This window comes from Curtobacterium sp. MWU13-2055 (genome assembly GCF_023242305.1).
Classification (GTDB): Bacteria; Actinomycetota; Actinomycetes; order Actinomycetales; family Microbacteriaceae; genus Curtobacterium.
In genome coordinates this window covers 1-13,029 of record NZ_JALLIO010000006.1, presented here as the reverse complement: position 1 = coordinate 13,029, position 13,029 = coordinate 1, and the positions used below count along the sequence as shown (strand labels likewise).

Sequence of the window (13,029 nt, the reverse complement as noted above, 5' to 3'; positions counted from 1 at the left end):
GCGGTGCAGTCCGACGGCCGTATTTGACCCCGTTCAGGGGGCGTGCGAGCATGTGCCGTCCCCGCCCCCGCACCACCGAGGTCCCATGACGTCCGCGCCGTCCCGTCCCACGTCCCTCCGCCAGCAGCTCGCCCGCCGCAAGCCGATCGAGCAACTGCAGTCCGAGGCGGCCGTCGGGGTCAACGGCGAACCGCTCCGCCGGTCGCTCGGTGTCTGGCACCTGACGATGATCAGCGTCGGCGCGACCCTCGGGACCGGCATCCTCGTGGTGCTCGGCACGGCCGTGCCGCTCGCGGGTCCCGCCGTGTGGATCTCCTTCGTCGTCGCCGGGATCGCGGCCCTGCTCTCGGCACTGTCCTACGCCGAGATGGCCGGAGCCGTCCCGACCTCGGGGTCGAGCTACTCGTACACCTACGCCACCATGAGCGAGGGCATCGCGTGGGTCTGCGGATGGTGCCTCGTCCTCGAGTACGCCGTCTCGGTGGCCGCGGTCGCGGTCGGCGCGAGCGAGTACGTGGACGAGACCCTGCGCGTGTTCGGGTTGCACCTGCCGACAGCACTGTCCGCGCCTCCGGGCGACGGCGGCGTCGTGAACCTGCCGGCGGCCGTCCTTGTCCTGCTCGCCACCGTCGTCCTGATCCCCGGTGCCCGCGAGAGCGCCTGGGTGAACACCGTCATGGTCGTCGTGAAGATCGCACTGCTCGTGTTCTTCGTGGTCGTCGCCTTCACGGCCTTCCAGACGCAGAACTTCGAACCGCTCGCGCCGATGGGTGCCGCCGGGGTGACCGCCGCCGCGTCCAGGCTCTTCTTCTCGTACATCGGTTTCGACGCCGCCTCCACCGCCGGCGAAGAGGCGAAGAACCCGCGCCGCGATCTCCCCCGGGCGATCATCGGTTCGATCGCGCTCATCACGGCGCTGTACATCCTCGTCGCCATCGCCGCGATCGGTGCCCGTTCGTGGACGGACTTCTCGTCGTCCGAGGCCTCGCTCGTCCGCATCGTGGTCGACGTCACCGGACAGCCCCTCGTCGCGCTGGTGTTCTCGATCGGCGCGGTGATCGCGATCGCGAGCGTCGTGCTGACCGTGCTCTACGGTCAGACCCGGATCCTGCTCACCATGGCCCGCGACGGCCTCGTCCCGAAGGTCTTCGGTCGGGTCTCCCGGCGCACCGGCACCCCCATTGCGAACACGTTGATCATCGGCATCGCGGTCACGATCGTCGCCACCCTGGTCCCGCTGGGCGAGCTCGCCGACGCCACCAGCATCGGGACCCTCGTCGCGTTCGCGCTCGTCAACGTGTCGGTCATCGTGCTCCGTCGCTCGCAGCCCGACCTCGAGCGCTCGTACCGCGTCCCGCTTTTCCCCGTCGTGCCGATCCTCGGCGCCCTGAGCTGCGTGCTCCTGGCGGTGTTCCTCGGCGCAACGACGTGGATCGCCTTCGGCATCTGGATGGTCGTCGGCGCCGTGCTCTACCTGGCCTACGGCCGCCGCCACAGCACCTTGCGCTGACCCGCGCCGCCCTCCGGCGACTTCGCGGGCCCAGCGACAGTTCACGCGTCCCACTGCCCGTGAGACGTCGCTGAGCCCGTGAACTCGATGCTGGCTCATTCCTCCACAGGGACGGCGCCGGGGCTCCAGGTCCACAGGTGTCCGACGGGCAGACACGGCACGGACCGCCTCGACGATCATCACGGCATGAACGAGAGCACCCACCGGCCACGCCTGCTCCGGGCGACAGCACTGGATCCGGCGAACGCAAGACTCCTGCAACGCAAGCATGCGTCGGGCACACTCGTCCGCCTGCTCGCTGGCGTGTACATCCCAGCGGACGAATGGGAGGCCCTCAGCCCTGTCGGCCAGCACCTCGCTCGCGCACGGGCGATCGCTCCACGGCTCCGAGTCGGGTCGGTGTTCTCGCACGTCACCGCCGCATTGATGCACGGATGGCCGCTGGTCGGGACCGCTCCAGATCGCGTCCACGTCATCGACCCGGCGGTCCCGTCGATCCAGCACCGAGCAGGTCTCGTCCGGCACCCCTGCCCAGGGCCGCCCCTGAACGACTCGGTCGCCTTCGACGGTGTGCCGGTCACCGCCGCACTCGACACCGCGCTCGCGCTCATCACCTCGAGTGCACCCCACACCGCAGCGGTCGCCGTCGATGCGGCAGTCCGGCAGGGAGCGATCGCTCGCGACGACCTCCGCCGGTCTGTCCCGATCCGTCCAGCGCGCGGATCCGTGCGTGCGGAGACCGTGCTCGCTGCGTTGGACGCTCGACACGAGTCGGTCGGCGAGTCGTTCGCCGCGATCCGGTTCGTCCAGCTCGGACTCCCGCCGTGTGAGCCACAGGCCGAGTTCCGACACCGAGACGGCACCGTCGACCGCGTCGACTTCTGGTTCCCGACGTTGGGCGTGATCGTCGAGTTCGACGGGCGACAGAAGTACGTCGACCCGTCCATGCTGCGGGGGCGCGATCCTGCGGACGTGCTCTGGGCCGAGAAACGACGTGAAGACCGGCTCCGTGCGCTCCCCATCGTCCGCGCCGTCATCCGCGTCACCTGGTGGCACCTGGTCGAGCCCGATCGCCTCCGCGCGCTCTTCCGCTCGCACGGCATATCTTTCTGAGCAGTGCGATCTCACGCGCTGTGCGACACCTCACGCCACCGGCGACCCGCGAACTGTCGCTCAGCGCGAAAGGTCGCGCACGACGAAGGCCGCCACCCCGAGGGGCAGCGGCCTTCGTGAACCGAACGGTCGAGACTACGCGAGCTCGATCGTGGCGCCAGCGGCCTCGAGGGTCGCCTTCGCCTTGTCGGCGGTCTCCTTGTTCGCACCCTCGAGGATCTTGGCGTCGGCGGTCTCGACGAGCGCCTTTGCCTCACCGAGGCCGAGCGACGTCAGGCCACGGACCTCCTTGATGACCTGGATCTTCTTGTCACCAGCGGACTTGAGGATGACGTCGAACTCGGTCTTCTCCTCAGCGGCCTCGGCCGGGGCAGCGGCGGCCGGAGCGGCAGCAGCGGCCGGGGCAGCAGCGGTGACCTCGAAGACCTCTTCGAACTTCTTCACGAAGTCCGAGAGCTCGATGAGCGTGAGCTCCTTGAAGGCCTCGATGAGCTCGTCCTGCGAAAGCTTCGCCATGATTTTCTCCTACTACTCAGTAATACGTGTGGTTGTGGAACGCGAGCCTGATCAGGCCGCGGACTCCTGCTTCTCGCGAAGGGCGTCCACGGTGCGGACGGCCTGCGAGAGGGGGGCCTGGAACAGGTACGCAGCACCGAACAGCGAGGCCTTGAAGGCGCCGGCGAGCTTGCCGAGCAGAACTTCACGGGACTCGAGGTCGGCGAGCTTGTCCACCTCGGTCGCGGTGAGCGGGTTACCGTCGAAGTAACCGCCCTTCACCACGAGCTCGGGGTTCGCCTTGGCGAATGCACGCAGCGACTTCGCGACGGCGACGGTGTCACCGTGGACGAAGGCGAGAGCGGACGGACCGGCGAGTTCCTCGTCGAACGAGGAGATGCCGGCGTTGTTCGCCGCGATCTTGGTCAGCGTGTTCTTCACCACGGCGTACGTGGCGTGCTCACGGATCGAGTTGCGGAGCTCCTTGAGCTGCGCGACCGTGAGACCGCGGTACTCGGTGAGCAGAACGGCGTTCGAGCTACGGAAGGACTCCGTGAGCTCGGCGACCGCAGCTTCCTTGTTCGCCATGGTTCTCCTTGGGGTTTCTTGCCGGTAGCCCCAGGTCCACGAACGAAAAAAGCTCCGGCGCAGAGGCTCGGAGCTGCTCTCACCAGATGGTGGGAGTGGTTCGGAACACCTGCGCGGGATGCCTCACGAGTGAGGACCTTCGGTCACGCTGCGAGCAGCACGACATCCGGCGGTCTTTGGCTTCGAGAACAGTAGCAGATGCCGTGGACGAGACCAAACACCGGTCTGGAGGCGCGGTGCGGGGGCCCGCCCCGCGCCTCCCCAGCGTCAGTGGGTCGCGTCCACCGCAGCGGGCGTCCCCGACCAATCAGCGGACACCGCAGCAGCGGCCGACGCGGCCGACGCGGCCGACCCCGACTCCGACGCGGCCGACGGATCCACCGGCAGGTGCACCGTGAACACGGTGTCGCCCGGCACACTCGCCACCTCGACGCTGCCGCCGTGCGCCTGCACGACCGCGTCCACGATCGCGAGCCCGAGCCCTGTCGACCCCACGGTGCGCGACCGGGAGCTGTCGGCACGGGCGAACCGCTCGAACAGCTTCGGCAGGAACTCCGGGTCGATGCCCTGGCCGGTGTCCCGCACGGTCAGGTCCACGCCGGGGCCGGACGGCGACGGCGCGAGACCCACGGTGATGCGAGTGCCCTCTGGTGTGTGGGTCCTGGCGTTGGTGACGAGGTTCACGATCACCTGGTGCAGGCGCGCGGCGTCCCCCACGACCACGACGGGTGAGGACGGCACGTCGATCTCGATGACGTGCTCCGGCGATGCTGCGTGGGCGTCGTTGACGGCGTCGAGCACGAGGCCGGTCAGGTCGACCTCGTCGAACTGGATCTCGCGCCCCTCGTCGAGGCGGGCGAGGAGCAGCAGGTCCTCGACCATCGACGTCATCCGGATCGACTCGGACTCGATGCGGCTCATGGCGTAGACGACGTCCTTCGGCAGGTCACCGCCCATCCGACGGGTGAGTTCGGCGTACCCGCGAACCGAGGCGAGTGGGGTGCGGAGCTCGTGCGAGGCGTCCGCGACGAACTGCCGGACCTTCTGCTCCGAGCGTTCCCGGGCCTGCATCGCGCTGCCGATGTGCCCGAGCATCCGGTTGAAGGCGCTGCCGACCCGGCCCACCTCGGTGCGGGGGTCGGTGTCGGGCACGCGGACGCCGTCCAGGGCGTCACTGCGGTCGAGGGGCATCCGGGCCACGGTCGAGGCGGTCTCGGCGACGCGCTCGAGCGGGCGGAGCGAACGCCGGACCACGACGGCGGCGACGATCGACGCGGCGAGCAGCGCGGTGCCGACGACGATGACGACCACCCAGAACAGCGACCAGACGCTGGCGTAGACCGGGGCCATCGGCAGTCCGACGACCAGGACGGCGGGACCGACGGTGACGGCGGTGAGCCGGTAGCGCCCGATGTCCGAACCGAGGTCGACGGTCTCCGGGTCGCCGCCCACGCGCACCTGGCCGAGGGCCGTGGCACTCGACTGCGTGATGGAGCTCGGTCGCCCGTAGTCGTCGAGGACGTTCGCGATGACGACCTGCCCGTCCACGAAGTAGGCGGTCAGGGTCCCCGCGGCCTGCCCCGACGGACGGGACAGGTCGATGCTCGGCTGCCCGCTCTGGTTCTGCTCGAGGTAGCGCTGCGCACGGTGGGTGGCGCTGGTGATCTGCTTGTCGATCGCACCCGTCTGGATCGACGAGAGCGCGATGATGCTCACCGCGCCGATCACCGCGCTGACGGCGACGACGAGCGCGACGATGCTCAGGACGAGCCGACGCCGGAGGGTCACGAGGTGGGCTTGATGACGTACCCGACGCCGCGCACCGTGTGGATCATCGGGGTCTCGCCGGCGTCGATCTTCTTGCGCAGGTAGGAGATGTAGATCTCGACGACCGAGGACTTGCCGCCGAAGTCGTACGACCACACGCGGTCCAGGATCTGCGCCTTCGACAGCACGCGACGGGGGTTGCGCATCAGGAAGCGGAGGAGCTCGAACTCGGTGGCGGTCAGCTCGATCGGCCGGCCGGCACGGTGCACCTCGTACGACTCCTCGTCGAGCACCAGGTCGCCGACGACGATGCGGGAGTCGCCGGCCTCGGAGATCGAGATCTGCGAGCGGCGGATGAGGCCCCGCAGTCGCGCCACGACCTCTTCGAGGGAGAACGGCTTGGTGACGTAGTCGTCGCCGCCGGCGGTGAGCCCGGTCACGCGGTCCTCGACCGAGTCCTTCGCGGTGAGGAACAGCACCGGGGTGTCGTCGTTGTTCTGCCGCAGCCGGCTGAGCACCTGCAGGCCGTCGAGGTCCGGCATCATCACGTCGAGCACCATCGCATCGGGCTTGAACTCCCGCGCCGTCGTCAGGGCGTCCTGCCCGCCGTTCGCGCTCTTCACGTCCCAGCCCTCGTAGCGGAGCGCCATGGACAACAGGTCGGTGAGGCTGGCTTCGTCGTCGACGACCAGGATGCGCAACGGGGTTCCGTCGGCACGCGTGAGGCGCGGGGCTGCTGCAGGCTGGGAGATGGTCACGTCTTCGAGTATCGAGGAATTCCTATGAGCTGTCTGTGGACCGCCCCTCCGCGCTCTGTGGATCGCTCCGAGGGCACTCGGCCGCTCCTTCGTAGGTTGGGGGGATGCTGCGATCCTCCGCTTGGCCACCGTCCGCCAGGCACGTCGACACCGCGGGGATCGAGGAGACGGCCGGGAGGCCCGGCTCGAGCCCGGCAGACCGTCTGACGGCCGCGCGCACACTCGCCGCCACCACCCCGCTCCTGTCCGCGGGGACCGCCGGCGGCTTCCTCGCCACACTCGCCGCCGTCGCCGCGGGCGACGTCGCGACCGCCCGCACCGTCGAACCCCACCTCGACGCGCTCGGCATCCTGCAGCAGGCCGACGTGCCGGTCCCCGCCGACTCGACCTGGGGCGTCTTCGCCGCCGAGTGCCCGGGACTCCGCCTCGAGGCCGCGCTCCAGGACGACGGCACGGCGATCCTGACCGGCACGAAGCCGTGGTGCTCCCTCGCGTCGACGCTGTCGCACGCGCTGGTGACCGCGCACGCCGGCGACGACCGTGTCCTCGTCGCCGTGGACCTGCGACAGGACGGCGTCACCCCGCACGACGAGGCCTGGGTCGCCCGGGGCATGCCCGACGTGCCGAGCGGCCCGGTGGACTTCGACGGCGCCACGGCACGGCTCGTCGGCGCACCCGGTTGGTACCTGCGGCGACCGGGCTTCGCGTGGGGCGGCATCGGCGTCGCCGCGTGCTGGTGGGGCGGTGCGGTGGGCCTCGGCAGGGTCCTGCGCGCGCTGGCCGCGGCCCACCCGGAGTCCGAACTGCTGCAGGCCGCCCTCGGTGCGACCGTGCTCGACCTCGCGGACGCCGAGGACGCCCTCGCCGACGCCTCCGCGCGGATCGACCGCTCCGCGGAGCCCGACGCCGCCGAGGTCGACTGGCCGCTGCTCGCCCAGACGGTGCGCTCCCGGGTGCGCCGAGCGGTGGACGCCGTGCGCGAGCGGGTCGTCGCCACCGTCGGCCCGGCTCCCCTGACCTCGGACCCCGCGGTCGCGGCACGGGTCGCCGACCTCGAGCTCTACGTGCTGCAGGACCACGGGGCCCGTGACCTCGCCCGGATCGGCCGCATCGTGACGGAGCGCGGCGGTGTCGCGTGGTGAGCTTCGACCACCGCGAGCCGGGCACCGACCCCGCGGCGTGGACGCCGTTCCTCGACGCGCTCTCGGCCGCACCCCTCGATCTGGACGGCATCGGCTCCGTGGTGGTCCTCGCGCCGCACCCCGACGACGAGACCCTCGGTGCCGGCGGGCTCATCGCGACCGCAGCCGATGCGGGACTCCCCACCCACGTCGTGCTCCTCACCCGCGGCGAGCGCTCGCACCCGGACTCCCCCACCACGACGGCGTCCGAGCTGGCCACCATGCGCGACGACGAGTTCACCCGGGCCCTCGCCACGCTGCACCCCGGGGCGACGGCGTCGTCGGTCGGGATCCCCGACGGCGGGACGCGGGAGCACCGGGACGAGGTCACCGACGCCCTGCGGCGAGCGCTCGACGACGCGGTGCGACCGACGCTCGTCGTGGCGCCGTGGCGGGGGGACGGTCACCGGGACCACCGCATCGCTGGTGAGGTCGCCGAAGCGGTCACGGCCGAGGCCGACGAGGTGTCGCTGCTGACGTACCCGATCTGGGCGTGGCACTGGGACGACCCGTCGGTGTCGGCGCAGCCGTGGGACCGAGCTCGGGTCCTGCCGTTGGCCGACGCCGTCCGGGAGCGGAAGCGCGCCGCCCTCGACGCCTACGCCTCGCAGGTCCGCCCGCTGTCCGGTGCCGCCGGGGACGAGGCGATCGTCGACGACCGGCACGCCGCGCACCACCTGCGGTCGACCGAGTGGTTCTTCGTGCCGGAGCCGACGGCGTCGCGCTCGCGGGAGTCGTTCGACGCGCACTACGAGCGGAAGCCGGAAGGCTGGGACTTCGAGCGCTCCTGGTACGAACGCCGCAAGCGGGCGGTGACGCTCGCCGCGCTCCCCCGTGAGCGGTACCGGTCCGCGCTCGAGCTCGGCTGCGCCACGGGCGTCCTCACCGCAGCGCTCGCCGAACGGGCCGACGCCGTGCTCGGCACCGACATCTCGGCCGCACCGTTGGCCCGGGCTGCCGTCCGTGCGCCGGGGGCCCGGTTCGTGCAGGCCTCGTTGCCCGCCGAGTGGCCGGCGGGTCGGTGGGACCTCGTCGTGATGTCCGAGGTGGGCTACTACCTGTCCCCCGATGACCTCGACGAGACGATCGACCGGGTGCTGGCGTCGCTCGACGACGACGGCGTGCTGGTCGCCTGCCACTGGCGCCACCCCGACGACGAGGCGGTGTCGAGCGGTGACGCGGTGGACGCCCGGCTCGCGGAACGGTGGCCACGACCGGCGCTCGTCCGCCACGTCGAACCGGACTTCGTGCTGAGCGTCCTGCCCGGCCCCGGCGTGATGTCGGTCGCACGGGCCGAGGGACTCGTCCGGTGACCGCGCCCTCCGGCGTCACGCGGATCGACGTCGTGCTGCCCGCCCACGACGAGGAAGACCGCATCGCCGCCTGCCTCGACGCCCTGCTCGCCGCCCGCGCCCGACTCGCCGAGGAGCACCCCGACGTGGCGGTCTCGGTGACGGTCGTGCTCGACGGCTGCACCGACGACACGGCGACGGTCGTCGAGCGCTTCCCCGTCGACGTCGTCGCGACCGCCCACGTCGGCGTCGGTCGGGCGCGCACCATCGGGGCCACGCACGCGCTCCGGCAGCATCCTGCCGACCCGGCGTCCCGCTGGCTCGCCCACACCGACGCGGACTCGCGGGTGCCGGAGGGCTGGCTGGTCCAGCAGGCCGACGCCCTCCGGTCCGGGGCGCACGTGCTCGTCGGCGCCGTCGTCCCCGACCCGGACGACCTGGACCCCGTCGTGCTCGCCCGGTGGACGCAGGCGCACCCGCCCGGTGCCGCGCTCGGGCACGTGCACGGCGCGAACCTCGGCGTGCTGGCATCGGCGTACCTGGCGCTCGGCGGGTTCGACCCCGTCCCCGAGCACGAGGACGTCCGGCTCGTCGAGCGGGCGCACGCGATGGGGTTCCGCGTCGATGCGACGGTCGACCTGCCGGTGGTGACGAGCGGTCGGTTCGCCGGCCGGACGCCCGGCGGCTACGCGGAGCACCTGCGCCGGGAGTACGGCGACGCGAGCTGAGGGCCCCTTAGACAGCTCATAGGCTGCCGATGGGGCGGCCACTGACCGGCTGCCTACGTTCTCCTCCGTCGGCCCCGCCGTGCGCTCTGCGCGGCCGGTGACCCCAGCCGGCCACCACCGAGGAGAACCATGTTCCTGACGTACCTCAGGCGCGAACTCACGAACCGCAAGAAGCAGACCGTCATCATCGCGATCGGCATGGCGTTGGCCATCGCCCTCGTGGTCATCGTGTCCTCGATCGCGGGCGGCGTGAAGGCGGCCCAGTCCAGCGTCCTGCAGTCCGTGTACGGCGTCGGCACCGACATCACCGTCACGAAGACGACGACCCCGAGCGCTTCGGGCTCCGGTCGGCCGAGCTTCGACTTCGGCAGCCAGAGCGGTGACGACAGCGACAGCAGCGGTTCGACCGACCTGTCGCAGTCACGGCTCGCCGTCGCCCGTGGCACGAGCACGCTCAGCGCCGCGAACCTCACGACCGTGACGGGCACCGACGGCGTCAAGGCGGCGACCGGTGTCCTGACCCTCGAGAACAGCACGTTCTCGGGGCAGGTCCAGCAGTCGACCGACGGCAGCAGCACGGACAGCAGCAGCTCCGACAGCAGCAGCACGGACAGCTCCACCCAGCAGGGCCCGCCGAGCGGCGACTCCGGCCAGGGCGGCGGCTTCGGCGGCGGCTCGTTCAACGTCGACTCGTTCACCGTGACCGGCATCCCGGTCTCCGGCGACGCCGTCGGCCCCCTGACCAGCACCGAGCTCACCAAGGGCCGCACGTTCACCGCGAAGGACGCGGGCAAGGACGTCGTCGTGCTGGACGCGTCCTACGCGAAGAGCGAGTCGAAGGCGGTCGGCGACACCGTCGACATCGGCGGCACCGACTTCGAGGTGATCGGCATCGTCACCTCGACCGGCTCGTCGTCAACGACCGGCTCGAACACCTACATCCCCCTCGACACCGCGCAGGCACTGGCGGACCTCGACGGCAAGGTCACCTCGATCTACGTGTCCGCCGAGTCCTCGTCGGACGTCAGCGCGATCAAGACCGCCCTGCAGCAGAAGCTCACCACCGCCACGGTCTCCACCGAGTCCGACCTGGCGTCGAGCGTCTCCGGTTCGCTGAGCACCGCGTCGAGCCTCGTCTCGAACCTCGGCACCTGGCTGTCGATCGTGGTGCTGGCGGCGGCGTTCCTCATCGCGATCCTCTTCACGATCTCCGGCGTCACGAGGCGCACCCGCGAGTTCGGCACCCTCAAGGCCATCGGCTGGTCGAACGGCCGCATCACCCGGCAGGTCGCCGGAGAGTCGCTCGTGCAGGGCCTCATCGGCGGTGTCCTCGGCGCAGCAGCTGGTCTGATCGGCATCCTCGTGGTGAACATCATCAGCCCGACCATCTCGGCGAGCGCCTCGAGCACGACCGGTGGCGGCGGCGCGGGTGGCGGCGGTGCCATGCCCGGTGGCGCGGCGACCGCGGCCGCGGGCAGCGGCACGACGGGCGGTGCCCCGGCCGGTGGCTTCGGCGGCGGCGCGAGCACCGCGTCGACGACCGACGTGGTCCTGCACGCCCCGGTGACCGTCGAGGTGATCCTGCTGGCGATCGGCCTCGCGATCCTCGGTGGCCTCATCGCCGGCGCACTCGGCGGCTGGCGCGCGAGCAAGCTCCGTCCGGCCGAGGCCCTGCGGAGCGTGGCCTGATGCCCGGCCCCGCCACGGGCGCGGTGCCGACCGCCGGCCCCGCACCGACCCCGAGCACGCGACCAGAAGGAGTGACCGTGACCAGCACCGACACCGCACCCGGCCAGGCGGAGGCGAGCCGCGCCTCCAGTCCGATGTACCGGCTGACCAACGTCAGCAAGACGTACAAGCAGAAGAACCGCACCGTCACCGCCCTGACGAACGTGGACCTGACGATCCCGCAGGGACAGCTCGTGGCGATCCAGGGGCCGACCGGCGGCGGAAAGTCGACGCTGCTGCAGATGCTCGGGGCGCTCGACCGGCCGACGGCCGGCTCGATCCACCTCGGCGGCGACCGCGACGTGGCGAAGCTCGGCGACCGTGCGCTGACCGACCTGCGGGCGACCGAGATCGGCTTCGTGTTCCAGAGCTTCAACCTCATCCCGACGCTGACGGCGCTCGAGAACGTCGAGACGGCGTTCGCGGGGTCGCTCGCGAACCGGGCACGTTCGGAGATCCGCGAGCGGGCCACGGCAGCGCTCCGCGAGGTCGGGCTCGGCGAGCGGATGGAGCACCTGCCGGCCGAGCTCTCCGGCGGGCAGCAGCAGCGCGTGGCGATCGCCCGTGCCCTGGTGAAGAACCCGAGCGTCCTGCTGGCGGACGAGCCGACCGGCGCGCTCGACGAGGGCACCCGCGACGAGATCATGGGGCTCATCGAGAAGCAGTGGAAGGAACGCGGGCTGACGGTCGTCATCGTCACGCACGACTCGTGGGTGGCGAAGCGGGCCGAGCGTCGCCTGCACCTCAAGCAGGGGCAGGTGCGCGAGGTCTGAGGGGCTCCGCCGACGTTTCGCGCTGAGCGACAGTCCACGGGCCACCGGGCGCGTGGACTGTCGCTCAGCGCGTGGACTCGCGGCGGCTACGGCGCCACGGGGTAGTCGCAGTAGACGAACCAGCGGGAGTCCGGGGACCACGGCGGGACGTTGACCGTGCCCTGGCCGCCGTCGAGCACGACGAGGGTCTCCGGCACCGGCATCATCCGGGCGCCGCGGACGAGCACCCCGGGCAGCCGCCGCAGTTCCACGCGGTGGTCGGCCGGGTGGCCCTGCACGCCCGGCTCGTAGGACAGGTAGAGCAGGTGCTCCCCGTCCGGCGAGACGTGCGGGAACCAGTTCACCCGGTCGTCGTTCGTGATCCGGACCGGGTCGGTCGCCCCCGGCCAGAGCGCGACGAGCTGCGCGGTGCCCGGCGTGAACCGCTCCGAGTTCCACACGAGCATCTCGCCCGCGAACGAGACACCGTCGTCGGGGTGCTCGTCGCGGGTCAGGAACGTCGGGTCGCCGGTGGCGGGGTCGACGAGTGCGACGTCGGTGGTCCAGACGCCCGCCTCGGTGCGTTCCCCGACGATCGCCGCGAGGGTCTCCCCGTCCGGAGCGATGCCGTGCAGGTAGAACTTCCGGACGACCGGCAGCGCGGTGGTGACGTCGGTGAGGGTCGCGGCCGCTCCCCCGGCCGGCACGGGCACCCGGTACAGGTCCCCGTCGCGGCCGCTCACCACGACCGACTTGCCCGAGGGGTCGAGCACGTGGTCGTTGTTGATCTCGGGGACGCCGGGCATCGGCACCGGGACGAGCGCGGTCTCGTCGAGGACCTGTGCGCCGTCGGCGAGCGGCAGCAGCCACAGGTCGCCGTTCCCGTTCAGCACCAGGGTGCCGTCGTCGAGCACGTTCGGCGCCTCGACGAGCACCGTCCTCGACTCGAACACCAGCCGCGATGTCCGCGACTCGAGGTCGTACACGTGCACCCGGCTGGTCTGTCCTGGCAGCAGCTGCCGCCCGCGCGCTCCACTCATGCGCCCCATCCTGCCGTGTCGTGTTCCGGCGGCACGGACCGGTACGCGAAAGCGACAGATTCCCGGCGATGTTCGCC

At 71.4% G+C, this 13,029-nt stretch carries 12 protein-coding genes; 7 read left to right on the top strand and 5 right to left on the bottom strand.

Features of this window, described 5'->3' with window-relative positions; translation table 11 throughout:
* Positions 1-85: 85 nt before the first annotated feature.
* On the top strand, positions 86-1,510 hold the full coding sequence (locus M4960_RS12950; protein ID WP_248704452.1) for an amino acid permease: 1,425 nt from the start codon (positions 86-88) through the stop codon (positions 1,508-1,510).
* Positions 1,511-1,696: 186 nt separating this feature from the next.
* A complete protein-coding gene (locus tag M4960_RS12945) occupies positions 1,697-2,623 on the top strand; it encodes a hypothetical protein (protein WP_173169334.1) in 927 nt (308 codons plus the stop codon).
* Between the two features lie 135 nt (positions 2,624-2,758).
* Here the strand turns inward: M4960_RS12945 and rplL are convergent, their stop codons facing one another.
* From rplL to M4960_RS12925, 4 genes are all read right to left on the bottom strand, one after another.
* Positions 2,759-3,139, bottom strand: a complete 381-nt coding sequence (rplL, locus tag M4960_RS12940) for a 50S ribosomal protein L7/L12 (protein WP_017888664.1) — start codon at positions 3,137-3,139, stop codon at positions 2,759-2,761.
* Positions 3,140-3,190: 51 nt separating this feature from the next.
* Complete coding sequence (gene rplJ, locus M4960_RS12935; protein ID WP_123292121.1) at positions 3,191-3,706, bottom strand: 50S ribosomal protein L10; 516 nt, start codon at positions 3,704-3,706, stop codon at positions 3,191-3,193.
* Positions 3,707-3,973: 267 nt separating this feature from the next.
* A complete protein-coding gene (locus M4960_RS12930) occupies positions 3,974-5,494 on the bottom strand; it encodes a HAMP domain-containing sensor histidine kinase (RefSeq protein WP_248704451.1) in 1,521 nt (506 codons plus the stop codon).
* Complete coding sequence (locus M4960_RS12925) at positions 5,491-6,231, bottom strand: response regulator transcription factor (RefSeq protein WP_017888661.1); 741 nt, start codon at positions 6,229-6,231, stop codon at positions 5,491-5,493. The genes M4960_RS12930 and M4960_RS12925 overlap by 4 nt, the downstream gene beginning before the upstream one ends.
* A 104-nt stretch (positions 6,232-6,335) precedes the next feature.
* On the opposite strand from M4960_RS12925, the gene M4960_RS12920 reads away from it, so the two are divergent.
* The 5 genes from M4960_RS12920 (at position 6,336) to M4960_RS12900 (ending at position 11,933) form a co-directional block, all read left to right on the top strand.
* Positions 6,336-7,373 (top strand): acyl-CoA dehydrogenase family protein, encoded by a 1,038-nt coding sequence (locus M4960_RS12920; RefSeq protein WP_248704450.1) that lies wholly within the window; start codon positions 6,336-6,338, stop codon positions 7,371-7,373.
* Positions 7,370-8,725 carry a bifunctional PIG-L family deacetylase/class I SAM-dependent methyltransferase gene (locus M4960_RS12915; RefSeq protein ID WP_248704449.1) on the top strand — a complete coding sequence of 452 codons (1,356 nt, stop codon included), beginning with the start codon at positions 7,370-7,372 and terminating at the stop codon, positions 8,723-8,725. The genes M4960_RS12920 and M4960_RS12915 overlap by 4 nt, the downstream gene beginning before the upstream one ends.
* Positions 8,722-9,432, top strand: coding sequence for a glycosyltransferase (locus M4960_RS12910; protein ID WP_165918794.1), 711 nt, complete (start codon positions 8,722-8,724; stop codon positions 9,430-9,432). The genes M4960_RS12915 and M4960_RS12910 overlap by 4 nt, the downstream gene beginning before the upstream one ends.
* Before the next feature lie 129 nt (positions 9,433-9,561).
* Positions 9,562-11,121, top strand: coding sequence for an ABC transporter permease (locus tag M4960_RS12905; RefSeq protein WP_173169330.1), 1,560 nt, complete (start codon positions 9,562-9,564; stop codon positions 11,119-11,121).
* A 134-nt stretch (positions 11,122-11,255) separates the two neighbouring features.
* Complete coding sequence (locus M4960_RS12900) at positions 11,256-11,933, top strand: ABC transporter ATP-binding protein (protein WP_111084468.1); 678 nt, start codon at positions 11,256-11,258, stop codon at positions 11,931-11,933.
* An 86-nt stretch (positions 11,934-12,019) separates the two neighbouring features.
* Here M4960_RS12900 and M4960_RS12895 read toward each other — a convergent pair whose 3' ends face one another.
* Complete coding sequence (locus M4960_RS12895) at positions 12,020-12,952, bottom strand: biopolymer transporter Tol (RefSeq protein ID WP_248704448.1); 933 nt, start codon at positions 12,950-12,952, stop codon at positions 12,020-12,022.
* Positions 12,953-13,029: the final 77 nt, after the last annotated feature.